Source organism: Leptospira inadai serovar Lyme str. 10, assembly GCF_000243675.2.
GTDB lineage: Bacteria > Spirochaetota > Leptospiria > Leptospirales > Leptospiraceae > Leptospira_B > Leptospira_B inadai.
On record NZ_AHMM02000015.1, the window covers coordinates 1,009,467 to 1,035,771 of the forward strand.

Consider the following 26,305-nt stretch of genomic DNA (forward strand, 5'->3'; position numbering starts at 1 on the left):
TATTAAAACATTGTTATATTTTAATATTATAATATTAAAAATCATTTAATCATCTCTCGAACTTTGGATATAATCTTCTCTTCGCTGGGGAGAGATGCCTTTTCTAGATTCGCTGCGTAGGGCATGGGCACATCCTCCTGGGTTATTCTTTCCACCGGAGCATCCAGATAATCGAAGGCGTCCTTTTGTATAAGATACGCGATTTGCGCTCCGAATCCTGCGACGTTCCAGCCTTCTTCCACTACGAGCGCCTTATTGGTTTTACGTACGGACTTGAGTATCGCTTCCTCGTCCAAGGGGCGAATGCTTCGTAGATCCAGAACTTCCACGGAAATGCCTTCTCTCGCTAATTTTTCCGCCGCCGGGAGTACATACATCAGAGCTCTAGACCAGCTAATAATGGTCACTTGCGTGCCTTCTCGCTTTATATCCGCCTTTCCTAATGGAATCGAAAATTCTCCTTCCGGGACTTCTCCCTTGCTGCCATACAAGACTTCGCTTTCTATAAAAATGATCGGATTATTGTCCAGGATGGAGGTTTTGAGCAGGCCGTACGCATCGGAAGGAGTGTAGGGGGCGAGCACTTTGAGCCCGGGAATATGTGCATACCAACTTTCGAAGGATTGAGAATGCTGTGCCGCGAGTCGACCTCCCGCACCTCCTGCGCCCCGAAAGACAATCGGAATCGGAAACTGGCCCGCACTCATGTAATTCATTTTCGCGGCTGAGTTGATGATTTGATCGATTGCGACTAACGAAAAGTTCCAGGTCATGAATTCTATAATCGGCCTAAGGCCGACCATCGCCGCTCCGATCCCGACTCCGGCGAATCCATTTTCGGAAATCGGAGTATCGATCACTCGTCTTTCCCCGAACTTGGCGAGCATACCTTGCGAAACTTTATAGGCGCCCTCGTAATGGCCGACTTCCTCTCCCATTAAGAAGATGTTCGGATCCTTTTCCATTTCCTCGCTCATGGCTCGGTTCAGGGCTTCTCTATACGTTAAGATAGGCATTAAACGTTCTCCGCGTAAACGTGCTTGTACAACCAGCCGAGCGGAGGCTCCTCGCTTTTTTCCCCAAAGAGCACGGCCTCTTCGACCGTATTATTAATCGAATCACTGAGTTTATCCAGCTCCTCTTGAGTCCAGCCGCACTGGAGTAATTCTTTCTCGGCTTTGATCAAAGGATCGCCTTGCTTGTATTTTTCCAACTCTTCCTTTGTCCGGTACTTGGCCGGGTCCGACATGGAATGGCCCCGAAAACGGTACGTCGAAATCTCCATTAGAGTCGGTCCTTCACCGCGCCTGGCTCGGTCGATTGCGACTCGAACGTGATCTCGGACCTTTCGGACCTCGTCTCCTTCTATATGATCACGGGCGATATCGTAGGCGGCGGCCCTTACGGAAACGTCTTTAACGGACAGGGCCCGGTATTCGGGGGTTCCCATCGCATAATGATTATTTTCACAGATCATAACAAGCGGGAGTTTCCAGATCGCGGCTAGGTTCATGCCTTCGTGAAAAGAACCGATATTTGCCGCTCCTTCTCCGAAGAAGCATAAAGTAACCGCGCCGTCTTGTCGGTATTTCGAAGCGTATGCGATTCCTGCTGCAAGAGAAATATGTCCTCCTACAATTCCATGACCGCCCATAAAGTTTTTAGATTTATCGAAGAAATGCATGGACCCGCCGTTTCCGCTGGCGACTCCGGTTCTTTTGCCGAATAACTCGGCCATTAAGGATTTAGGATCCAAGCCTCTCGAGAGAGCATGCCCATGATCTCTGTACGTGGAAACAATATAATCTTTTTGTTCTAGAGCTGCGATTGCCCCCACTCCTACCGCTTCTTGTCCGATATACAAGTGGCAAAAACCGCCGATCTTGCCCATACTGTACGCTTTAGCGGCAGCCTCTTCAAAGCGACGAATCAAAAGCATTTGATGGTAGAGTTCATAGAGATCTTGGGTGTCTTTTTTGGTTTTGGGTTGGCTCATGGTTTTGTTTAGACGGAAAGTTTCCTTTCTCGACTGCAATCTCTAAGTATGGAAGTGGAAGAGGGAAGGGCAAACCGATTTCCTGCAGTTTGTAAAAAAATTCCTGAACGATGGTAGTCAGCACTTCTAAAGTCCGTTTGAATTTTTCGGCTATTCCAGAGGACAGAGGACAGAGGACAGAGGACAGAGGACAGAGGACAGAGGACAGAGGACAGAGGACAGAGGACAGAGGACAGAGGACAGAGGACAGAGGACAGAGGACAGAGGACAGAGGACAGATAATTATTCCTATTACTCTGACAACAATTTTTTTAAAAACGAATTATGTTGGAGCGAGGTATCAGGGAACGAAGGGCCTTGGGTGTGTCAGCTCCAGTGTTAGGGGAGTTTCCGTGTTCTATAGAAAGATTCCTGTGTTACAGGGGACCTTTCCTCTACTTCTGTAACTTTTCCAACCTCGAGCAGCTACTGTCTTTCAGAGGACGGAAGACAGAAGACTGAGGACAGAACATTGATAAGCAGGATTTCCAAGCTATAAGGAAAGATTCCTGTGTTACAGGGGATCTTTCCTCTACTTCTGTAACTTTTCCAACATCGTACAGTTACTGTCTTCAGTCATCTGCACAAGGGATCGGAGAATTCTGCGAGTCTATCAAAAAAATGCTTAGGGAAATTTGCAAATCGATCGAATGATAAGATATGCCCCAAAAAGCGGAATTTTCTAGAAAAAAATAGAAATTCTCTCGTTTTAAAATCTTCGAAAAAATAACAATAATCGCTATAAATCGGCAAATAATTTAGAAAATCTGCCAAAATCCTACAAATTAATCCAGCAACTACTTCCCACCGAAGATATATCTGAAGGAAACCGTGTTCTTGTAAGCAATTTCAAGATCATCTTCCTTCATTAAAAGATATAGAACCATAAAGACCAAAACCAAACCAATGCACAGGATCCCGGCACGGACGCCGGGCTCATGATCAGTTTCAAGGAGGAAACTCATGATCATTAACCACAACTTAGCCGCGATAAACTCCCACCGCGTCCTGAAATTCCAGAACAACGAAGTGGCAAAAAATATGGAAGCATTGTCTTCCGGTATGCGGATTAACCGTGCCGGTGACGACGCTTCCGGACTTGCCGTTTCCGAGAAAATGAGAACTCAGGTCAAAGGGCTTCGCCAAGCGGAGAGAAACACCGAGGACGGAATGTCCTTGATCCAAACGACGGAAGGATATCTTCAGGAAACCAACGATATCATTCAACGAGTTCGGGTTCTTGCCATTCAATCCTCCAACGGAATCTATGGCGCTGAAGATCGCCAAATGATCCAAGTGGAAGTTTCTCAGCTCATCGACGAAATCGATCGGATCGCCTCCCAAGCAGAGTTCAACAAGATGGCGCTACTCCAAGGGGATTTTGCCCGTGGATCCAGAAGCGCTTCGATGTGGTTCCACATCGGTCCGAACCAGCACCAAAGGGAAAGAGTCTATATCGCTACGATGACTGCGAAAGCCCTGAATCTGATCAAAGCCGATGGTACGTTACTCACTCTTTCCACTGCGGAACAGTCTAACGACGCTATCGGATTCTTGGATGACGCTCTGATGAAAATCAATAAGCAAAGAGCGAATCTTGGAGCATACTTCAACCGACTCGAGCATGCATCGAAAGGTTTGATGGTTGCATACGAGAACATCCAGGCTTCAGAGTCGCGAATCAGAGACACAGACATGGCGGAAGAAACCGTTGCGTTTACCAAAAACCAAATTCTGGTTCAATCTGGTACTGCAATGTTAGCTCAAGCCAACGTCAGACCCCAGTCCGTCCTTCAATTACTCAGGTAATTAGGGACTTTCCGGAAGCGGGAGTAGCGTATACTCCCGCGCCGGGAATCTTTCTCCATCCCGACTAGGAAGCCGCGAATAGCGGCTATCGTTGTCTGGTGATACGGGAAGAGAAACAGGAACAGGGTTGGTCGTCTTCTTCTTTCATCCAATCCTGCTCCGGTTCCTCTTCCAAGGAAGAAATTCCTAGGAAGAAGGGCCGTGGGTTTTTCGGAACCTAAGCTCGTATAGCGAGAGATAATCAAGTTTACTCCTCGGGAGAAAATGGCCTGTCGGGTGGTCCGACCGGGTCCATCCCGGAGCACCGGACAGACCATTGTCCGACGGAAGATAGGGAGATCTTCCGGCAATCTCTACAAGGAGTGTAGGATGATTATCAATCACAACCTGAGTGCGGTGAATGCTCACCGTTCTCTCAAGTTCAACGAGCAAGCTGTGGATAAAACCATGAAAGCGCTCTCATCCGGTATGAGGATTAACTCGGCCGGTGACGACGCTTCCGGTTTGGCTGTCTCCGAGAAGCTTAGGACCCAGGTAAACGGTCTTAGGCAGGCGGAGAGAAATACGGAAGATGGAATGAGCTTCATACAGACTGCGGAAGGATTTCTTCAGCAGACTTCGGACATCATTCAAAGAATCCGGGTTTTGGCCATCCAGACCGCGAATGGAATCTATAGCCCCGAGGACAGACAGTTGGTCCAGGTGGAAGTTTCTGCCCTGGTCGATGAGGTGGATCGAATCGCTTCCCAAGCGGAATTCAATCGATTCAAACTCTTCGAGGGTCAGTTCGCTAGAGGTTCTAAAGTGGCCTCTATGTGGTTTCATATGGGACCGAACCAGAACCAACGGGAGAGGTTTTACATTGGGACGATGACCTCTCGGGCTTTGAAACTTCTGGGAGCGGATGGGAAACCAGTTTCCGTTTCTACTCCTACGAAGTCCAATGATGTGATCGGCTTTGCCGACGCAGCGCTCGGGAAGATCATGAAGCAAAGGGCGGATATGGGAGCTTATTTTAATAGGCTAGAATATTCCGCGAAAGGACTCATGGCGGCTTACGAGAATATGCAGGCCTCCGAGTCTAGAATTCGGGACGCCGATATGGCGGAGGAAATGGTTGCGCTAACTACAAAACAAATACTCGTGCAGAGTGGTACGGCGATGTTAGCACAGGCCAATATGAAACCGAATTCGGTCCTAAAACTTCTTCAAATGTAGTTTTCCTCGGAACCGGAAATACCACCGGAAGATTTTCTCTTCCGGTGGTTTTTTTTTTCGGCAGAAAATCCAAAACCTTTAGATACAGAGGACAGAAGCAGAAGACAGAGGGCAGAGGACAGAACATAGGTGAGCAGAGTTTCCATTCTCTAAAGAAAGATTTTTGCATTATAGTAGATTCTTCCTCCTACCCCAGCATTTCCAACCTCTAGCAGCTTCGTTCAGAGGACAGAGGACTGAGGACAGAACATTGGTAAGCGGAGATTCCATGTTCTATAGAAAGATTTTTATGCTAAGAGTGGATTGTCCTCCGTCCTCAGTCCTCTGAAAGCGAGCGCGTCTGTCCTCTGATCACTTTTTCTTCTTCCTTTCATCAAAATGTATTGACACATTGAAATTGAAATACTCTGTTTTCGTATAGTTTTTTTTTCTAATGTTGATCCGTTGTAAAATTTATTCTCTTTGGGATATGAATCGTTTCGTTTTGAAATTGAGGAATTCGCTTTGGCGCTCCCTGGCTTTCTTAGCGTTATGCGTCCTTTCTTTCGGAAGTCGGGGGATTCTCGCGGTCGATCTAAATGAGTTGGTGTATTCCTCCGAGGACTTGAAGCTCCCATACTGGGAAGTGCTCGAGTCCGAACAAATCACGAAGGCGGCATTTCCCCTCCCTGAACTCAAATTAAAATCCCGCTCGTTTGATTCTCCTCCGGAGATGAGTTTCGTAGCGGAATGGGAACCTTTGGAGAAAGACCTTGGAATGGAGGCATTAGATGCGATTCGTTTTTTGCATTCGCATCTGAAAGATCCAGGGCGCGGATCTGGAAGTTCTCAGTCCGGGAAAAAGGAGCCAAAACAGGCCACTAGTCCGATTGGCGCCCTTTTTTGGTCGGCTTCCTCTTCTCAAACTTCTTCTTTCTTTGGATCCAAGGGAGTTCTTTTTGCGTTTTCTCAGGCTTCTCAAAATCTGCGAAGCCTGCTTACGGTGAGTTCTCTCTTGGCATTTTACTTCGCTCGGTCCTTCCAAGAGTTTCTACGTTATCTTTCCCTTCGGACTCATTCTCCGCCTATTTTTTCGAGGAATCTATTTTGAGTATGGACGCGCGAACGATTTTTTCTTTATTCCGGCAATTTAGATGGATCCGATCGGTTTCGGACTCCTGGGAGTTCCGAACTTGCGCACACGGGTTTCTTTTTCTTCCCCATTCTTTCCACAAAACGGCACTTGCCTTACTCTTTATTTTTCTGTATGAATTTTTTCTTCTTCCTAGTTGGCTCGGTCTGAGTGCGGACCCGTTCGGAGCCACTTTTAAGGAAAGAAACAAGCCTCAAGGAAGACTGGATACGTACTATGATGCCGCAAAGAGAGCGAAGGACGAATCTACCTGGCAGGCGGTCGTGGAAAGCGGGAAACGCATTTTAAGTCTGGAGTGGGAGGCGAACGCGAGTGTAGAAATCGAAGCGGAATTGAAAAAACTCTCTACAGGTAGCCGGGAGAGGGACGCGAAGTCGGCCGAATTGGATGAACGCAAGCGAACCGTAAAGGCTGGGTGGCAGGAAGATCTCAACCAAGAGATCGAGTCCAAACGAGGAGTTTGGAGGGCGACGGTCGAATCCAAACAGTATATCGACCAGTTTGACTCTAGCAAAAAAGATCGGATCGCAAACGAACTCAAGCGACTCGTAGAACGGGCCGAACTTGCGAAGAATCAGGAAACGGGTGATGCGGCGAGTAAATTAAACGCCTGGGATTCCGTGGTTAACGCGGACATCGCAAAGATTCGCTCGGATTTTTGGGAGAAGGATCTTGTGCAGATCGGGGATCGGATTCGCTCTAGCGTTCCGACGTTGAGCGATACCGAAAAAGCCTCCTTCGAAGCGGAGCTGGAAAAGGTTCGGAAATATTATGAAAACCTGTTTAGTTTGCAGGAAACATCGATCGTATTGACTGCTCGTCAAAACATGATTCGAACTCTGAATCGGGATATCGATCTTTCGATCGCGCGTTCCGGAGATCCTAGGGAACTGGCAAACCTTTTGATCGAGAGAACGAGAGACCGGATCCATCCGATCACGGGAGAACTCTTGGATTCCTTAAAGAACCCTTTGGAGATTCCGATTCTATTCGATCAGATTTCTAGTTCGGATCCTCAGGCAAAAATTTTGACGGCTTTGCAGAACGGGCAGGCGCTCTGGGAGCAAGCGATCCAGGACCTGATCGTAAAAAAACTCCAGTATGATCGGGGTGCAGATGCGTCCCGGGTGAGAGCGGAGGAGCAGTGGAGCCGGGCCTACAGTTATATCGTGGAACAAAGGAATCTCTGGACCGATACGATTTCGAAGCAGATCGAGCAAGGACTGAAACTTTGGGACGCATCGGAAGCCGAACTTCAAAAAAACAAACAGGCCGCTACGGAGGAATTGAATCGGTATATCGGTATCAGCCAGGAACAGTTTTTGGGACATCTTTCCGGCATGGAGAATGTTCTCTTTTCTAGCTCGGATACGATCAAAACCATAGTGGGGAATATCAGTTGGTTAGAAGAGCAGATCGAGAGCGAGACATTCAAGGGAAACGGAACCAGCGATTATGTTTTGGCCTTGAAATCCCAGAGGGCCCAGTGGGTGGCCTTGCAGACGAATTTTCGAAAGTACGTCTCCGAGGTCCAGGATAAGATCCATAATGAGGATATTCGTGGAACCGGAACCGGCCCCGGGTTACTGGACCGGCAAGGAGGCTCGGATCCTTACGTTTATTCGGTGGCAGAATTCGATTTAAAAATCGCGCAGGCCGAGTTGGCGGAACTGGAGAGGAAGAAGCAGCGTGCGGAGGACGTGTATTCCTTCGCTTTGAACCATGCCTCCACGGCGGACGGAGTCGCCTTGGAGGAAGAGAAGAAAGCTGCCGAGGCCGCGTATCTAACGGAAAAAGATAAATATCTCGCCTTATTGAAGTCTCTGAACGAATCCTCCGCATTGGAGGACGCCAAAAAGAAGGCCGAGGAAGTTCGCAAGCGATTGCAACTGGCCCAATCGGATTTGGATAACGCGAAACTGAAATACGAACAGGCAAAACAGCTCCAGATTTTGCTCGTGAATCTGTCCGCGAATCCGGGTACTAACGCGGATGATCTATTAGGAGAAATCGGAAGCGTGGCCTCTCTAGACTCCTTGAATTATCCGGGACAAAACGAGAATCGAGGAATCCGGTATGAAATTCTACAATCGGATTTGCAGATTTCCGAAGCGAGAGAGAAGTTAAAACAAAACGAGCAGGTTTATTTTTCCAAAAACTATGAGAGGGGAAACGCGCTTCGATCCCAATCCTTCTTTAACGATCTTTGGAATCGAATTCAATCCTTCGAGGCGTCCAAGACGAACCTTTCCCTATTGGAGGGAGTTCTTGCCGATCCGGATAAGTCTCTTTTACAGAAGGTGGACCTCCTACTGGACCCGAGCGATAAGACGCTTGTGACCGTCTATGGAAACTCGGGGGCTCAGGAGATTCGAAAGAGACTATCCTCTCTCAAGGATTCCTATTTTCGGACGGTGAATGTCGCGAAGGAAGGTTTTAATCCCGTCCAAAAGCCGTTTTTACAGGCGGCCATCGAACGGTATGGAGATAGCTTTTCTCCCTTGCAATCCAAGTCGTCCGAGCTTCTTTCCCAATTCACGAACCTTCAGAAAGACCAGTACGTTCTCCATTTAGGAGAATTGGATTCCGTTTATTCTACCTTGGATGCTTTGGGAGAAAAGGGTTTAGATAAATCTTATTTACAGTTGGATTCTTTTCTCGTCTACAAGAACGCGTATTCTTCCGCTCTAGGCAAATGGAACGATTCCGTAGGGGAGTTTACGAAAGCAAAAACGAGTTTCGATTCCGCTTTGGCCGAGTACAGGGCGTATGCATCCGAGCATCCGAATTCCGAAACGAGTCCGGAACACCAGATTCAAATTCAGAAATTGACGGAGGCCTTCGGCCTGTACGGCCAGGCGGGTTCGAAATTGGAATCGTACTGGGAGGATGTATCGGCCCGGGCTAATCACCTGCGTTACGAATCCTTGGATCGCTTAACAAGAGCCACGAGTCTTGTGGATGTTTCCCTTTTGGATCTGAATACTCGAAAAGATCTAAAGAACCAATTCAATTTGTTGCGCGGATTCTTTTCCAAGAAGGACGGATCGGGCAAGGAAATCGAGGACGATCTAACGGCTCTCAACCGTTCCATAGGGACCAAATTTGCCGGTTTCGGCGAGGCATTGTCCTCGTATGCGGCGGCATTCAGCGGAGTTCGCGGGGCGATCGAGGAGAAGACTGGAATTCTTTTGAGTCTTTCGAGTCTATTTACGAGTCTTGTGGAAGAGCAGAGATTTTCGGTGACCGCTCAAAAAGCGCAACTGGGCTTTTTAACGGACGAAGGCGCTTCGATCCAATCTCTGCAGGAGACTTTGGGCTCCGTGGATTTGCTCGCTAAAACGGAAGCGGCTAAATTGGACAAGGAAACCGTGGATTTACTGTATACGATTCTAGTGGAGGAACTGGAAGGCAGGTCCTCCGGCGAGAGGAGACTAGATGCAGTTTATTTAAAGCTTTCTTCCCGGTTGGATGCAGCCCTTTTTTCTTGGAATGGATCTGCGGATTCGATCCGGGAAATCCGGGCGATCCAAACGGTCTTATCCACGATCAAAAATTCGTATCCTTCCCTGAGCGATAGTTTGGGAGACGACGAGAAATTCGCAAAACTTTCGGAAAGCCTGGCAAAGAGCAGGACTCGTTCGGGTCTGACTCTCGCATTTTACCTGGGGGAAAACGGATTCTTATCCGAGGCGGATCGAACGACGCTCAGGATGTCGGATAACGAAAATGATAGAAGAAAAGTTTCCGAATTCTATAGCTTTGGCAGCACGTTTCAATTCGGTCAGCAATCCATACAGTCCATCTCCGGTTATCTGAATTTAAGCAATGCGATGCGCAATTTCGGGGAAGGAGTCAAATCCGGAGCGATCTTGAGCGGACTAAGGGACGATTATTTTAAAGAGCAGGAAGAGCAGGCGAACGGTTTATTCCGTGAATTGATCCAGGCCGCCCAGATCGGCTCTTATACGTCCCAAGACTTTTATAAGGATTCCGTAAAGCAGGCAGCGGGTCCCGATCTGTATGATTCCTCTAAAATCAAGGAGAAGAGAACTGAGTTTTTGAATTTTCTCTCGGGCCTTGGCGGTCCGGAAGAGAAATTGGAAAAACTTCTCTCCTCTCCGGAAGTGCTTAAGAATATATTCGGAAATCTGAATGTAGATTCGATTCGAACCGACCTTTCGAGTTGGAAATCGGAAATTTCGGCTTCCGTTTCCAGGTTCGAGAGCTATGATACCGATCTTGCGAAAGGCTTCGGCGAAGTTTCCGCGAATTTCGATTCTTTTCTTTCCTTCTTCGAGCATCCTTCCAAGGTTTGGATGCACGAGTACGCGAATTCTTCCGTTTTATACTTAAGTGCCCTCTTTCAAATGGAGGATTCGAACCGTCCTAAGCAGGATGCCGCTCCCGACAGGGACGGGAATTTGCCGGGTTCTCCTCTTTGGGTTCCGACGTATTTCGATTCGAACGGTAAATTACCTTGGGAAGCGGGGTATAATTCCGGTGCCTTACGAGTGGTCGGGTACGAGCGCACTCTTTCGAATTTGGACCCGAATCTTCCCGCAGGCGGAGAAAAATCCGCGCTGGTTTTAAAGAAAGAGGCCTTGGACGGTTTGCTCTCTTCCTGGTCGCAGAAGAAGACCGATCTGGAATCTAGGTTAGGCGAGTATCGTTCGAAACTTTCCGAATGGAAGGGTTTTCGAGAAGCTCATCCGAATTCGTTCGGGGAGGAACCCGAGTATCTGCGTTTGTCCAGGGATCTAAACGAACTTGCGAGTCGGGTTTTGAAACTCCATTCGGAATCTCTAACTCTCTTCAACGATACCCAAACCAAGTTTGCGGAATTCCGGGCCGAAGAATCGTATTTGTTACGGCAGGCGAAGGCTAGGTTGGGTTTGAACTCGACCCAGCTTTTTGTTCCGGAATATCTACTCGGTTCCGGGAATGCCGTATTGCCGGGGCCCGGTTTAGGTTCCGGGATTGCGAGCCTTCCTGCCGATTGGAGGGACCTCCTACTTTCAGATCCCGGTTCCTTTCTTAAAATTTCCGGGAATCGTTCCGAGCTCATCCAGCAACTGGCTCTTTTGGATACTAGGCAGTTTTGGGAGAATTCCCAGTATTCTTCTGCGGGAGAAAACGGGATTTACTTTACTCCGTTTCTTCTTTCCACCAAGAACGCCGGCCTGCAAGGCGCGGCGAATCTGGTAAAGGCAAAGCAGAATCTTTGGTTGTCTTCCTTGGAATCCAGGAAGGCTCCGGTCGAGTCTTTAGAGGATCGGATTTCCGCCTTGCAGTACAGGATCGTTTATTACGGAGAAGGTTCCGGTCCGAATCGGATCGGCCAGGAGGCTTTGATTTCGATCGTCGCTAGGATCAAAGAGTTTCTATTGGACAAGTCTTTGGGCGGGGTGGAGTTCAATCCTGCGCTTACCGATGTAGTGAATTCGGCAGGGGCGTATACCGACGAGATGGAGAACTTAAAGTATCTTCAATCCAGATTGAATGTGAGTTTCGATGCGTCTAACGCGAGTAAGACTGGGGCGGACGAGGCCAAGAAAACCGTGGAGGAGGTCCGCTCTCTCGTCTCGGAACTTTCCGCCTTGGCGGGCGCCTTGGATCGTTCCGGTCTGCCTCCGTATGCGAGTTTAGGCAGAATCCAATCTATTTTAGAAAAATATGATTCGATTCAATCCAAATCGAAGGACTCGAAGTATTTTCAGGATACCTACGGAGGTCCCGGCGGAATTTTGGGGAATCGCTGGAATGAGGCATTCGAGTCTTACCGGAGTATTTTAGGGGATTCGGAGATTCTGCTTTCCGAAGGCGTACGCCAAAAGCTGGGAGACTTGCGGGAATTCGCTTGGGAGTCCTACAAGAGGAATTTGGTTTCTTCGTATCTTACCGACAGAGTGGGGAATCCGGTTCTAGAGGACTTTCTCATCGAACTGAAACGAGGGAGTTACTACGCGTTTTCCCAAAGCGGTGGAACGATCAAAATAGACTCCAAGTTTTTGGGTCAATCGTTACGCGAAGACCAGATTCAGGAAATCAAATCCTATCTGGAACCCTTCGATAAGAAGGCGAGGATCGCTAACGCGGGGATCATCGCCGATTTGGATTCGTTTATCAGGGAGAACGATCCGGAACTAAGGAGTTCTTTACGGGAGTTTGCTCTCGTTTCCTCGTATGCCAAGGTTTCGGAAACGATCCACAACGGAGGAATTTTGCCGGACAGGGATCTTCCTGTGGAATTGAAGGATTACGCTCTTCTTGCGTCTTTCGAGTTCTTCCTAAAAAATTCCCGGGAGGAGAGGGAGGTCCCTGTGGGAACTCCTACAGACCTAGCAGGAAGTCCCGCGAATGGTGGAACTCCAACGAGCGGAGGAAGTCCCGCGAATGGTGGAACTCCCGCGACTCAAAAGAAACTCGTTTCCAAATACGATCCTTTGGACGCGAATTCCAGAAGGCGGGCGATGTCCGACTTTTTGTTGAAACTGGGCCCGGTGCATAAGAAGGATTCCGACGGTAGGCTCGTACCCGATCTTGAGCGCCAGGCTCGGATTATCAGTCTGACGGAAGAGTATTTGTCCAATTATTCTTCCCGAAATCCCTCCTATTATTTGTCTTCCCAGTCCTTGCAGGATTTGGAGGCGAAGATGGCTTTTTATTCCCGCGGCTCCGGTGTAGAAGGTGGGAGCTCCTCTCCGTCGGAACTTTCGGTGACCGACCAGGCTAGTTTGTCGGCTTGGATTTTGGATCAGAAGTATTCTTCCTCCGAGGGGGCGGTGCAGGAAATGGCGAGGATCGAATTTTTACTCTCCCATTATTACGGGGAATCCTTGGAAGATCCGAAATCAACAACGGGTTCGTCCGGCTTGGATCCGAGGGCTTCCGCTCACGGCTATTTTTCGGTTATGGATTCTTATTTCGAGTCCAAGGGATTGGCTGCACTTACCGATCAGGAGAAAACGAATTTTAAACTTTTATTGTCCGGGGCCGCGGATCCTTTCGGTCTTTCCCTTTACAGTCCGCTCGGCATTCTCGCGCAGGAATCCTATCTTAGAAACGTTTCCTACGGGGAAGAATATCAATCTTTTCTAAAGGACTTAAAGGAGGAGTCCAAGAGATTGACGAAGGCCAGTGTCGGTCTGGATGCACTTACTAGAAAGGAGAAGTTCGTAAACGATTTTAAACGAGGCATTTTACAGATTCGCTCTTACGAATCGTATCTTACGATTCCCTACCAAGGTGATCCCGATGTTCGAGACGAGGCTAGGATAGAAGCGAGACTCCGGGAATTGGAAAAAGACGCCGAAGGGAAATTAGGCGGTCTCTTTCATTTGCTCGAGACCCAAAAGAGTTTTATTTTCGACCAAACGAAACTTGCGGATGCACTGCCTGCGGACCCCATTCAAACGGTGGCGGACCTGAATCCCGGGATTCGTTCCCTCGCCAAATTCGTGAATAGTTCGTATGCGGTTTCCGACGAGGTGCATTCCAAAAACCAGGACGGGAAGTTTGCCTTCGAGGACAGGCTCGTTGAAATCCGGTCCCGCATGAACCAGAGTGTGAACGTGGTTTCTGCGGGTTCCGTGGAGTACGATCGGTATGCAAAAGAAGTCGGGAGACAGTCCGGAGTATTGGCGTCCTTGAAAAGCACGATCACTTCGGCGGGGGATACGTATTTGGTCCTGCGCGGGCTCGTCCAAAACGGAACCGACGCCGTCGCGAATTTGAATGTCGCTTATCAGGGTTTTTTAAGCGCCAACCAAGCCCTGGAGGGGGATGGTACCGGTTTAGGTCTGAAGAAAGAATACGAGAACGCCTCGAATCTAGTGAATTCCCTCCAGGTCGCTTATCAAAACCAGGAGAAGTCCGTTTCCGACGCATACTCTCTCATGCTGTCCAAGCAGGCCGACTTCGATAAAAAGGCGGCCTTATTCGACTATTTTAATCTTTTAGAATATTCTAAACATGTCGTGTATTCCGGGGATGCTTTTGGCGGTGCCGAGACTTCCGATCTAGATTCCGTTCCCGCCGGTCTGATCGACACTCCGATCCGTCTCGCGAAATCTAGAAAAGAATCCGCGGTTAAGGCTTATTCCGACAAGCGGGAAGAGGTCCGTATCTTGCAAGCGAGGGTGGATTCCCAAGTAACCAAAGAGCAGCTTGCATCCGAGACCGTTTCGGAAAAAGCGGAGGTTACTCGCTGGGCTAGTTTGGCCGTTCAGTTCGGGGAGGTGGAATCCAAGATTCGGACCAGGATTTCCCTTTTGCAAACGGAGATTGCAAAAAAGGAGAGTCTCGTGGATCAGGCCATGGACCGGGTCTGGAGCATTCAGGTCGCGGACTGGGGAGGTATGGGAATGATCTCCTCCTTGAGCGGCTCCTTGGATTTTGGAGGAGCGGCCTATGTGAAAACCGAGAGCTGGCAAAGAGATAAGGATCGGATTTTGGACGGTCTGGTTACCGGTAGACTCGGGGTCGCGGATATCGTCACCGCTTATAACCCGGGGTATTCCCCCGCTATGCATGCGATCGGTCTTTCTTCGTACGACGTGGGGGACTTCCTACAAACCTGGGGAAGGATCCTTCGTCCTGCAAGTGGTCCGACTCCGGCTGAGAACGTTTTTATCGCCGCGAACTCGGCGGCGATCTGGGCCTGGAATCCGTACGATCTCAGGACTTCTAGCGGAAGCGGAATCGAATACCAGCAGAGGTACGACGAGGGCTTAGGTTTTTATATCGGTACGAATTTATTCGCAGCCAATATGCTAAGCGCGATCTGCTGGACCTGTCCCGCCGGTTGGGCCTATCTGAATACGGTCAATTCGTATAATAATTCCTATTCCTCCTTGAAGGGGAACGTGGCGGATCTTACATCCAAGGCGGCTTCTCTCAAGAGCAAGTACGCGGAACTCCAACATCTGACGGATATCGATACGATCGAAAAACTGAAGAGTGTGCTCCTAGAGTTCGGAATGGATTCCTCCGAACTGGATCGTCTTGTGCTCGGTTCCGGTAAATTGAATCAATTGGTCTGGAAACCGAGCGAGGACCCGGCTGCAAGCGTAATGAGCTTTAACGATCTCGTGGGTTCGAACGGTCTTAGGCTCGCGCAACAAAAAGCGATCCATGACGAGTTCGGTAATTTCGTACGAAAGGATTCGGTCACTGCGGGTTTAATGACGAGTGCCGCGGAAGGTTTGGACGTATACGGCAGGAAGACTTCCTTGATGCTTTCCGCGGACGAGTTCGTGGACGCTCTGTCGGTTCTTGCCAGGACTCAGTATTCGGTTGCGAGGGACGCATACTATTTGAAAGCGGAGAGCGTAGTTCAGAAAGCTTCCGACGGAACGATGGTGAAAGTGGACAAGCAGGTCGTCTGGGATGATCGAGAGCAGTTCTTGTATGATCTCATGAAGAAGATCAGTAAAACGGCAAACGGAGAGTCAATCGCCAAAAACATAGAAACAGAAATTTATAAACAACTAATTTCCGATTATATGGGACAGAGCGGAGTGGTTTCCAACTTATTCCAGGCGGAACTGGAACAAAGAGCCCTAGAGCAACGGTCTCTCTGGAGTTTGAAAGAGACTCAGTTTTACGATAGCAAGGCGGAGTGGGTGGAGAATCTCAAGTATTTGAAGCAAACCGGAGACAAGCGTTGGGACAATATGACGTTGGAGTTCCGCTCCCATTTGGAATCTTGGAGAAAGGAATGGAACGAAATCCACAAAACAAACCAAGGAGTCTTTCTCTCAAGAATCGAATCGGCGCTGGAAGAGAAGGAAAAGTGGACGGAGAATTTTTTACGGATGAGTAGCCAGTTGGCGGATGAGGCTGCGATATCCGAACTTTATAATTCGATTTCCGGACTCGTGGATGGTTTGAAGAGTAGCCTACCCGAGGGGATTTCCTTGAACGCCAACGTGAATTCTATTTTGCAGGCGGTCTTGGAGAAGAAGCCCGGAGGGTTTGCGAGTGGACTCATCGATAGGGCCAAATCCATAGACACGAATTTTTTCCTAAACGCGGTCAAACAATACAATTTCAACGACTCTGGAGTATTCGATAAATTTAAAGCTCTAATGAAAGAAACGGATAAGCTATCCCAGAACTTGGTGATCCTACAAGCTTTCGAATCCTTGTTAGGATTACCCGAAGCGTTCGGTAAGGCAGTGCAGGCCCAGAACGAAGGAGTGGAGAAACAGATGGATTCGATCGCGATGAACGGAGCCTTTGCGAGGATGGGTTCCGGCTATGTGAGACAGATCAAGAATGCAGCCGGCCAAGAAGAGATCCAAGCCCTTCCTACGTTTATCTATTATCATTATACGACACCGAAAGTATTCCCGGATGTAAAAGATGCAAGCGGGAAGAGTTGGGACATGGGGAAACCATCCGAATTCCTCAATTCAAGCGAAGCGCCGAGTCCAGAAGAAATCACGATGATGCTGAGACTGGCGAAGACGAAACTGCAGAGTGACTTTAAGAAAACGTTAAATCCAGAAAAGAAACGGAATTACGAATTGGAACTCGGGTTATTCCAAGCAGATGAACTGGGACAGGCAGCACAAAGCTTTGCGGCTGGAATTGCGAACGGACAGAGTTTAGCCTGCGCCGGGAGGAGCCTAGAGGATTGCACGGAGAGTGCACTGACTGCCGGCTTGCTAGTGGGCGAAGTCACCGACGGAGATTTTGGATGGAAGCAGTTCCAACAGTTTTATGCGACTCTTACATTGAAGAAAGAATTTGATAAGCGAAAAGCAAAAGGAGATGTGATCCGAGATAGAAAGAAATCCGGAATGGGAAGATTCTATGGCCAGGCGACAGCGATTCTCGGCGGGTTAGGTGATTTTATCCAGAATGGAGTGCAGGCAGTCACGAGCTTTAGCCAGGCGATCGTGAGAGGGATCGGCGCAACCTTCAGCGGAAACTGGGAGGGAACTCACGAAGCAATGAAGGAGACACGGGATTATTTGAATAAGGCAAAATCGAGTGCTCTATATTCGATCACCGGAATGGTGGACTTTAACTTGTTTCTAGGAGATCTTGTGAACGAGGCGGGAGGAATGTTAATCAATGAACTTTCCTTCAAGACGAAAGTCGTTAGTATGGGGATGTTAGACTTCGGGACTTTCAAGACGGATCATAGCGACTTGAACAAATCGATAGCAGCAGGGTATGGAGAACTCGATAAGAGCCGAGAAAAATACATGAGCGAAGAACACAGAGTATATTCAAGAAACGCGAATTACTTATATAAGAACGACCAGGTAATCGGATGCGATCGTTACGACAGGCTTGGCGGCTTGCACGGCAATTCCAAACCCTGCATCCCCAGGATGTTTTAGTGGTTTAGTAGCTTACAAGACAGCTCGGGGAGCTTACGAGGGAGGAGTGGTTGGAGCAGGAGCAGCACTTGGAAGTGCAGCTCTTACCTCTACAATGAGGTCCACCGGATTTGGAGTGAACTTCGGATACAGTTATGCAAATGGATACAGTGCAGGAATCAACTATGGGATTCCAGGACAGACAACCGGAATCCAAGGCGGAGTCGGATATTCGCAAAGAAACGGATGGAACGCAAAGATCGGCTACGGATTCAAGAACGGAGCCAATCTATCCTACGATCATTCTGAATTCGGTGGAGATACATACACCGGCACGTTAGCAAACAACTACGGAGGTGCATTCTTAAACTATAATACGGAAAACGGCTATAGCGGGGGAATCAACGTCACATCCAACGGTTCCATCTTTGGGAATCAGTTGGGTGCGTTTAGCACTCTCGGTTATGGGAATTCGGGAGTATATAACGATGTGGGTTATTTTGTTCCTGAGAAGGCGCCCATGACGGAGGCCGAGAGGGAACAGGCTGCGGAGTCTGCGAGGAATAACCTGTTGAATAATATCCTGGGTGGGATCGGGTATGTGGCTGGGAGAGTTGGGGACTTTGCGAAAGGGATTTGGGACAAGTTGTTTGGGGACAGTAATAACGATCCGAATTCTAATCAATCATCGGGATCAATCCAAGCCTTACTTCAAAACCTAGGTTCTATTGATTTAAAAACCCTAATAGATAACTTATCACGAAATAAATTTGGAATGGAAGCGCCGAATGGTTTCCCGCTTGGGGGGAATTTGCTTGCGGCTTTTAAAAATCTATTTTCCAGTAACGAGCGAAGTAATTCTTCACCATCCAATACGAATGGCAACACACCTAATTCGGAAGGACCATCTGATAGAACAGTGTTATCCTCCGACGACTTAAAACCGGGAGGAGAGGTTGACAAATTGATCTCGGAGAAAGTAAATTTTGGTAAGGTCGGAAACGAAACGGATACGGAGCAAAGGAACCGTATAGTGAGCGAATTGAGAAAAGTTTCTGAGAGCTTAGCGTTCGATAGCCAGGAAGCTTTTAATCAGTATTTGGCGAAGATCGCTACTCATGTCGGGCAGGCATTGGATTCAATGCATTACGGATTTATTGGTTGGCCGGGGAATATTAATGAGCTTGGAGAATTAAATTTTAGTGATACACAAATCGGTCCAAATAAATATAAATCTATCGATTGCTCTTCATTTGTAAACGCTGTCCTATTTGCAGCTGGCGTTAGCGTGGATATTTCGGGGAAACATGGTTATGCGTTATACGGCAAGGATACAATGTCACAGGAAGATATTAGAAATCGCAATGCGAATGAGAAGCCACAATATGGTGAAGCAATCGGATATGGAGGAGTTCAAAACTTGAGATACAATAGTCAATTATTTATTCCAACTCCAAATAATATGCCAATTCCCGGATCTATCGGAATGACTATGAAGCAAGAAAACAATATCGGATATTACTCCGATCATACTTACATTGTCAAAGATAGAAATGGGGTAAACATAACAATTTATGAGAGTGCCGGAGGAAGTGGAGTGAAAGAGTCTACTCGAACTCAAAACAGCGTGGATCACTATTGGAATAATAGAACAACATTTTGGCAAATTAACCCAGACTTTAGACCAGGGCTGATTCAAAATGGAGGATTTTAGCATGTCTCGTAAATTAATACAGATAGCAATAACTATTAGTTTTTGCTTTCCATACTGTTCGGAAAAGGGTAATTTCAAAGCTAAAGATAAACCGAAATTAGTGGAATGTACAAGAATAGCTGCGGCAGAAGTAAAAAGTAAAAAATCTGAACAGGGCTGCATTCCTTTCGGCCAGGATCACATATGTTTCCGTTTGGCGGAAAGCATTAAAAATAGAAAGCTCTTAGAATTTATGTCTGGGGTTTGGATAAACAACTATGATCCAAATGGGAAATCAGCCTATAAAATAAAACAAAATGGAGAATTAATTCAGTATGCGAGTGAAACAATCCCCTTTGCGATCCAGCAAATGCTAAAAAATAAATATGATTTCAAAGATACTAAAATTGCGAAAGTCGGGAAATTAGAACTTTCGGATAATTTGATAAAATTGCAAGGAGTTTGGATATTCAAAGATACAGGCGGATTGCTGATTGCAAATGAAACGGTAAATAAGATTGCATGCTTTGTCGGGATGCCAGATCAAATCTCAATTGAAATCATTCCAGAAATAGGCTTAAGACCGTATACTTTTGAAAATAATTACTACGAACCGGCTAATATAGAAATTGATTATCCTTCAGGAGAGATGAGAGAAGTAAAATGATTCGACCGCGTTACTCAATATATTTTCGGACACGCGTGAGCCTCGCAAAAACTAAAGTAACAGATGAAAACACAGATATAACGAAAATAATTACTCCCCCGCAGCAACGATACGCAGGGTGCGAAGCAGTCGCAGCGTTATTATCGAAGAATGATAGATAAAAACAAAGGAGGCGCTGAGACCGGAGCGAACGCGAAGCCCGGAGTAGCGTGACCCTGAACGAAGTGAAGAGGGCTGCCCGTCAGAGGACAGAAGACAGAGGACTGAGGACAGAACATTGATAAGCGGAGTTTCCACGTACTATAGAAAGATTTTTATGCTAAGAGTGGATTTGTCCCCCGTCCTGTGTAGCATTTCCAACATCGAGCAGCTTCTGTCTAGCGTGAGCAAAGCGAACGCGTCTGTCCTCTGTCTTCTGTCCTCTGCATGCAAACGGATACAGCGCAGGAATCAACTACGGGATACCAGGACAGACAACCGGAATCCAGGGCGGAGTCGGCTACTCGCAGAGAAACGGATGGAATGCGAAGATCGGCTACGGATTTAAGAATGGTGTTAACTTATCCTACGATCATTCTGAATTCGGTGGAGATACATACACCGGCACGTTAGCGAATAACTACGGAGGAGCATTCTTAAACTATAATACGGAAAACGGATACAGCGGGGGAATCAACGTCACGTCGAACGGTTCCATCTTCGGGAATCCGCTCGGTGCGTTTAGCACTCTCGGTTATGGGAAGCAGGGAGTATATAACGATGTGAGTTATTTTGTTCCTGAGCATGCGCCTATGTCGGAGGCCGAGAGGGAGAAGGCTGCGGAGTCTGCCAGGAATAACCTGCTGAATAATATCCTGGGCGGGATCGGGTATGTGGCTGGGAGAGTCGGGGACTTTGCGAAAGGGATTTGGGATGGGATGTTCGGGGAGGAGGATGGTGAGTTCCTTGCCCATGGAAGTGATATAGCGTTTGACGGAAAGATAGTAAGCGGCTGGTTGGAAGGAATACAAAGCAAAACATTGTCAGCCCAGGATAAGGCAGCGTTTTGGGAAGAGTGGAAAACGCAGAGTCGAGATCAAACGGATGCAACGATATCAATCTTGAAATCTTTAGGCTATGATGTATCGGAACTTGAAAACAAAGTGAAAGCGCTTAGGGCGGCGAAAGACGGTGTTCCAGGTGGTTATGATAAAGATGGTTTTATGTATACGAACCAGGAAGGAGCAGCCATTCAAGTCGTTGGCAGCAGAGAAAAATCTTTCCTGGAGCGAGTTTCTTCATTCTTCGGTTTCATAGCCAATGGGATCAATAGCGCGTGGAATGGGTTGTTTGGAAGTTCGAGCTTAACTGAGAACAGATTTGAAACTGCGCCAGTAACTATTTTAAATAATGGGGCGAGGTTGCCGGTTGGTGCTGAAGGATCAAGATACGGTATGCGAACTTTTATCGATCAGGACGGAAATGAAAAAACGCATTTTCATACTGGTTTAGATCAGCCGATACCAGCAGGAACCCCTATCCCTGCAGTCGCTGATGGAAAAGTCGTGATAGTAATTGAAATTTACAAAAATGGCATAGACCAGGGTTACGGCGCGCAAGTGATGATCGAGCACGAAAATGGTGTTAGAACAAATTATGGACACAACTCTGCAATTTTAGTAAAAGTAGGAGACATTGTCAAACAAGGACAAGTTATTAGTTTTTCTGGAAATTCTGGGCACTCAACGGGCCCGCACATGCACTTTGAAGTAAGGACTTATAATGAAGAAAGGAAGACTTGGGAATTTAACGATCCTAGAACTTTTGATTGGAGAAGATAGAAAATGAAAAAAGGAATTTGTATTTTTTTAATTCTTTTTGTAATACTTTGCAAGGAACGGAATTCAATGAATTCTATAAGCATAGAACGACTACAGAATGGGCCATTGTATCTCTTAGAAGAAAATGAGCAAAGTTCGTATAAGTCTACTCAAGGATTACGTCCTGATATAATGGTAAGGATTCATACTAATCCTGAAGGGACGGAGATAATTTTTCAAAATGGCCCTGATCGATTCATATATAAAAATTTACGCAGCAAATGCTCGGAAAGTCGATGCACCTTTGAAAAAAATGGAAAGGTTACATTTGCTTTAAAGTTTGTTAAAAATAATATTTTTCAATTAGATAATGTAAATAATCCCGGCTATACGTCGGAATTGGCAACTTACCAATCGCGAATGTTTGTGTTTCGTGAAACTGAGTTTTAATTGTTTTGAGTTAAGGCGCGTCTCTCCGGAAATAAAACGAAAAAACATCTTCAGTCAACAAGGATGTGTTAACTTTTCTTGTATTTTGCATTTAAGTCTTAATTTACTCTCCCAGTGGTAATGTTGCAAAGAGACCTTGGGTCCGGGGGTTTAGAGCAAAGGATTCCCCGGAGAGGGGGTAGCGGAAGACGCGTGTAACGCGGCTGTAGCGCGGGGGAGACTTCCCCCGTCAGTCCTCCGTCCTCTGTCTTCTGTCCTCAGCATGTAAAAGATGCAAACGGGAAGAGTTGGGATATGGGAAAACCGTCCGAATTCCTCAATTCAAGCGAAGCGCCGAGTCCAGAAGAAATCACGATGATGCTGAGACTGGCGAAGACGAAACTGCAGAGTGACTTTAAGAAAACGTTAAATCCAGAAAAGAAACGGAATTACGAATTGGAACTCGGGTTATTCCAAGCGGATGAGTTAGGACAGGCAGCACAAAGCTTTGCGGCTGGAATTGCGAACGGACAGAGTTTAGCCTGCGCCGGGAGGAGCCTAGAGGATTGCACGGAGAGTGCACTGACTGCCGGCTTGCTAGTGGGCGAAGTCACCGACGGAGATTTTGGATGGAAACAGTTCCAACAGTTTTATGCGACTCTTACCTTAAAGAAAGAATTTGATAAGCGAAAAGCAAAAGGAGATGTGATCCGAGATAGAAAGAAATCCGGAATGGGAAGATTTTACGGCCAGGCGACAGCGATTCTCGGAGGACTGGGAGATTTTATCCAGAATGGAGTGCAGGCGATTGCGAGCTTTAGCCAGGCGATTGTGAGAGGGATCGGTGCAAGCTTTAGCGGAAACTGGGATGGAACTCATGAGGCAATGAAGGAAACAGGAGATTATTTGAATAAGGCAAAATCGAGTGCTCTATATTCGATCACCGGAATGGTGGACTTTAACTTGTTTCTAGGAGATCTTGTGAATGAAGCGGGAGGAATGTTAATCAACGAACTTTCCTTCAAGACGAAAGTCGTTAGTATGGGGATGTTAGACTTCGGGACTTTCAAGACGGATCATAGCGACTTGAATAGATCGATAGCAGCAGGGTATGAAGAACTCGCCGATAACCGAGAAAAATACATGAGCGAAGAACACAGGGTATATTCAAGAAACGCGAATTACTTATATAAGAACGATCAGGTATCGGATGCGATCGTTACGACAGGCTTGGCGGCTTGCACGGCGATTCCGAACCCAGCATCCCCGGGATGTTTTACCGGTTTAGTAGCTTACAAGACAGCTCGAGGAGCTTACGAGGGAGGAGTGGTTGGAGCAGGGGCGGCACTCGGAAGCGCAGCTCTTACCTCCACAATGAGGTCCACCGGCTTCGGGGTGAACTTCGGATACAGCTACGCGAACGGTTACAGCGCGGGAATCAACTACGGGATACCAGGACAGACAACCGGAATTCAGGGCGGAGTCGGATACTCGCAGAGAAACGGATGGAATGCAAAGATCGGCTACGGATTTAAGAATGGTGTTAACTTATCCTACGACCATTCCGAATTCGGAGGAGATACATACACCGGAACCTTAGCGAACAACTACGGAGGCGCATTCTTAAACATAATACGGAAAACGGGTACAGTGGGGGAATTAACGTCACGTCCAACGGTTCCATCTTCGGGAATCCGTTGGGTGCGTTTAGCACTCTCGGTTATGGGAACTCGGGAGTATATAATGATGTGAGTTATTTGTTCCTGAGAAGGCGCCTATGACGGATCGTATAACTTCGTATAATGTATGCTATACGAAGTTATTACGTATTTTGTTCCTGAGAAGGCGCCTATGACGGAAGCCGAGAGGGAACAGGCTGCGGAGTCTGCCAGGAATAACCTGTTGAATAATATCCTGGGTGGGATCGGGTATGTGGCTGGGAGAGTCGGGGACTTTGCGAAAGAGGTTTGGGACACTGCTTCTAAGTTTGTAAGTTCCCTTTGGAATGGCGAATCGCAAGGTGAGCATGACTCCTGGATTATGCCGGTATTCAAAGATAATCCGAAAGGATTTGGATTGGATGAAGCGATGCCTAAGAACTATGATCCATCGAAGGGAGAAACAGGGTGGACTCTTGCTTACGGAGCGGAAGGGAAAAATATAGTTGGGTATGTCCAAGAATTAAAGAATGGAATTGTAAATGAGATATCTGAGCGAACCATAAATGGCCAGGCGAGAACGTACGTAAATGGAACGTTACTGGAACATGGTGATGGAATGACAATGGACCAAGACGGGAAGTTGACAGTAATCAAGAAAGCTGATCTTGTCAATTATATAAAAGAGCACGGTATAACTAATGCGGTAGTTAGTACGAATGGAATTGGGAATTCAGGTGTAGACGCGGCTCAAATGTTTCAGTCGATCGCAAGGCATGTAAACATACTGGACGCAAAGGAAGGAGGCGAAACCAGGGAAGTAATTCATTTGTTCCGAGATAGGCAGGTAAGTAACGCCGTATCACCAAATTTGAATGATAGAATTATTTCATCCTCGCTTACAGCCTTGATTGATGCCAGAGCATTTTCGACTGGAGGTGCCATTATTGGACATAGCGCAGGTGCACGTACGATTGAAAATGGGATTAGGGATGCTGGAGTGTTTGCTATAATCAAAGCAGACGTAATTACCTTGGGAGGAGCAAATAATAATGCTTTGAATGCTCAGGTAAAATCATGGACAGACATTATGCACAAGCAGGACTTAGTTACCGGAAATACTTGGGGGACTAAAAATTACGATACGAGTATTGATAATTACAAGGCAATCACGACTAACTTCCAAGATACGAATAATAAGGACTGGAAGACGCATAGCTATATGGGCACTTATCGAGAAGAATTTTTGCAATATTATGTAAGGAATTGGTGAGAAGAGTGAATCGATTTGATTTGTTGCTTTTTGCGGGATTATTTTTTGTAATTTTTTGTACAGATGCTAAAACAAATAAGCATGGAGATTATACTTATCGATAACGTTCTAAATATTTCGCACATTTATAGATAAAAAGAAAGGCTCTCCTAACCGATTGAGATTGTAAGCAAACAAATTTCAAGAAGAGGAGAACCCCCCATGAGGGCAGAAGAAGATAAAAGCCACCTGAAAGTAATCCAAGTGGATGAGACCCAACTCAAGAAGGACTTGAGTGAACTCGTAAGAGGTTCAGTCGAAGAAACGCTGAATGCTCTTTTAGATGAGGAGGCAGATAAACTCTGCCAAGCCTCGAAGTATGAAAGAAATCCAGATCGAGTAGATACCCGAGCCGGATCTTATAATAGAAACTTCGAAACAAAAGCCGGAAAAGTAAAGTTAAAAGTTCCTAAACTTAGAACAATTCCGTTCGAGTCTGCGATCATCGAAAGATACAAACGTCGAGAGAGTTCTGTAGAAGAAGCTCTTATGGAAATGTATTTAGCCGGAGTATCAGTCCGGAGGGTCGAGGATATCACGGAGACGCTCTGGGGAACGAAAGTTTCTCCTTCAACGATTAGCAAATTAAATCAGAAAGTCTTTGTTCAGATCGACGAATGGAGAAGCCGTCAACTTACCGATGAATATCCTTACGTTTACTTGGATGGCCTCTATCTCAAGAAATCCTGGGGTGGTGAAGTCCGCAACGTAGCGATTCTGGTAGCCATAGGAGTCAATTCAGAAAGGGCTACAGAGAGGTTTTAGGCTCTATGGAAGGGAGCGAGAGAAGACAAGGAAAGTTGGCAAGCTTTCTTAAAGCACCTGAAGGATAGAGGGCTCAAAGGAGTGAATTTAATGATCTCTGATAAGTGTCTAGGTTTAGTGGAATCGATCCCTTACTTCTTTCCTGAATCCAAGTGGCAAAGATGTATCGTTCATTTCTACAGGAATGTATTCGGGAAAGCACCAAGAGGTTCTTTTCAAAGTTATATCTCAAATGCTGAAAGCAATCCATGCTCAAGAGAACAAAGATGAGTCTTTGAAGAAAGCCAAATTCGTCGTAGAACGACTAACGGAAATGAAATTAAAAGAAGCGGCTAAAGTAGTTTCTGATGGAATTGAGGAAACTTTAGCCTATATGGACTTTCCTTCCGAGCATTGGAGAAAGATACGAACGAATAATCCTTTAGAGCGGATCATCAAGAGATCAGAGAGAC

At 46.9% G+C, this 26,305-nt stretch carries 12 protein-coding genes and 1 pseudogene; 10 read left to right on the top strand and 3 right to left on the bottom strand.

Annotation, left to right across the window (positions count from 1 at the left end; translation table 11 throughout):
• Positions 1-41: 41 nt before the first annotated feature.
• Both LEP1GSC047_RS08345 and pdhA read right to left on the bottom strand, forming a co-directional pair.
• Positions 42-1,016, bottom strand: a complete 975-nt coding sequence (locus tag LEP1GSC047_RS08345) for a pyruvate dehydrogenase complex E1 component subunit beta (protein ID WP_010410457.1) — start codon at positions 1,014-1,016, stop codon at positions 42-44.
• Entirely contained in the window at positions 1,016-1,996 is a 981-nt protein-coding gene (pdhA, locus tag LEP1GSC047_RS08350) for a pyruvate dehydrogenase (acetyl-transferring) E1 component subunit alpha (RefSeq protein ID WP_010410454.1), read from the bottom strand. The genes LEP1GSC047_RS08345 and pdhA overlap by 1 nt, the downstream gene beginning before the upstream one ends.
• Positions 1,997-2,998: 1,002 nt before the next feature.
• Here pdhA and LEP1GSC047_RS08365 point away from each other — a divergent pair.
• From LEP1GSC047_RS08365 to LEP1GSC047_RS20830, 5 genes are all read left to right on the top strand, one after another.
• Positions 2,999-3,844 (top strand): flagellin N-terminal helical domain-containing protein, encoded by an 846-nt coding sequence (locus LEP1GSC047_RS08365; protein ID WP_010410445.1) that lies wholly within the window; start codon positions 2,999-3,001, stop codon positions 3,842-3,844.
• A gap of 369 nt (positions 3,845-4,213) precedes the next feature.
• Positions 4,214-5,062 carry a flagellin N-terminal helical domain-containing protein gene (locus tag LEP1GSC047_RS08375; RefSeq protein WP_010410442.1) on the top strand — a complete coding sequence of 283 codons (849 nt, stop codon included), beginning with the start codon at positions 4,214-4,216 and terminating at the stop codon, positions 5,060-5,062.
• A gap of 469 nt (positions 5,063-5,531) precedes the next feature.
• The gene (locus LEP1GSC047_RS08380; protein WP_238325538.1) at positions 5,532-6,152 is read left to right on the top strand and encodes a hypothetical protein; all 621 of its coding nucleotides are present in this window, start codon (positions 5,532-5,534) and stop codon (positions 6,150-6,152) included.
• 2 nt (positions 6,153-6,154) lie between these two features.
• Positions 6,155-17,551 carry a hypothetical protein gene (locus LEP1GSC047_RS08385; protein WP_020988474.1) on the top strand — a complete coding sequence of 3,799 codons (11,397 nt, stop codon included), beginning with the start codon at positions 6,155-6,157 and terminating at the stop codon, positions 17,549-17,551.
• Positions 17,502-19,244: a hypothetical protein gene (locus LEP1GSC047_RS20830; protein ID WP_020988494.1), complete on the top strand. Its 1,743-nt coding sequence runs from the start codon at positions 17,502-17,504 to the stop codon at positions 19,242-19,244. The genes LEP1GSC047_RS08385 and LEP1GSC047_RS20830 overlap by 50 nt, the downstream gene beginning before the upstream one ends.
• Positions 19,245-19,341: 97 nt before the next feature.
• Here LEP1GSC047_RS20830 and LEP1GSC047_RS22510 read toward each other — a convergent pair whose 3' ends face one another.
• Complete coding sequence (locus LEP1GSC047_RS22510; RefSeq protein WP_373364533.1) at positions 19,342-19,419, bottom strand: hypothetical protein; 78 nt, start codon at positions 19,417-19,419, stop codon at positions 19,342-19,344.
• A gap of 1,232 nt (positions 19,420-20,651) precedes the next feature.
• Here LEP1GSC047_RS22510 and LEP1GSC047_RS08395 point away from each other — a divergent pair.
• The 5 genes and pseudogenes from LEP1GSC047_RS08395 to LEP1GSC047_RS22515 all read left to right on the top strand — a co-directional run.
• On the top strand, positions 20,652-21,710 hold the full coding sequence (locus LEP1GSC047_RS08395) for a M23 family metallopeptidase (protein WP_010420021.1): 1,059 nt from the start codon (positions 20,652-20,654) through the stop codon (positions 21,708-21,710).
• Positions 21,711-22,433: 723 nt separating this feature from the next.
• Complete coding sequence (locus LEP1GSC047_RS08400; RefSeq protein WP_020988332.1) at positions 22,434-23,870, top strand: hypothetical protein; 1,437 nt, start codon at positions 22,434-22,436, stop codon at positions 23,868-23,870.
• A gap of 99 nt (positions 23,871-23,969) precedes the next feature.
• Complete coding sequence (locus LEP1GSC047_RS08405) at positions 23,970-25,049, top strand: hypothetical protein (RefSeq protein ID WP_020988334.1); 1,080 nt, start codon at positions 23,970-23,972, stop codon at positions 25,047-25,049.
• 201 nt (positions 25,050-25,250) lie between these two features.
• Positions 25,251-26,123, top strand: a pseudogene (locus tag LEP1GSC047_RS22120) (IS256 family transposase).
• Positions 26,086-26,305: transposase (locus LEP1GSC047_RS22515; RefSeq protein ID WP_202901008.1), on the top strand; the 220-nt coding region annotated here is incomplete at its 3' end. The pseudogene LEP1GSC047_RS22120 and the gene LEP1GSC047_RS22515, both read left to right, overlap by 38 nt.

What these genes read in the sequence shown, in the direction of transcription:
- LEP1GSC047_RS08345 (WP_010410457.1), bottom strand. Translation starts at nt 1,016, where the DNA reads ATGCCTATCTTAACGTATAGAGAAGCCCTGAACCGAGCCATGAGCGAG.
- pdhA (WP_010410454.1), bottom strand. Translation starts at nt 1,996, where the DNA reads ATGAGCCAACCCAAAACCAAAAAAGACACCCAAGATCTCTATGAACTC.
- LEP1GSC047_RS08365 (WP_010410445.1), top strand. Translation starts at nt 2,999, where the DNA reads ATGATCATTAACCACAACTTAGCCGCGATAAACTCCCACCGCGTCCTG.
- LEP1GSC047_RS08375 (WP_010410442.1), top strand. Translation starts at nt 4,214, where the DNA reads ATGATTATCAATCACAACCTGAGTGCGGTGAATGCTCACCGTTCTCTC.
- LEP1GSC047_RS08380 (WP_238325538.1), top strand. Translation starts at nt 5,532, where the DNA reads ATGAATCGTTTCGTTTTGAAATTGAGGAATTCGCTTTGGCGCTCCCTG.
- LEP1GSC047_RS08385 (WP_020988474.1), top strand. Translation starts at nt 6,155, where the DNA reads ATGGACGCGCGAACGATTTTTTCTTTATTCCGGCAATTTAGATGGATC.
- LEP1GSC047_RS08400 (WP_020988332.1), top strand. Translation starts at nt 22,434, where the DNA reads ATGGGAAAACCGTCCGAATTCCTCAATTCAAGCGAAGCGCCGAGTCCA.
- LEP1GSC047_RS08405 (WP_020988334.1), top strand. Translation starts at nt 23,970, where the DNA reads ATGACGGAAGCCGAGAGGGAACAGGCTGCGGAGTCTGCCAGGAATAAC.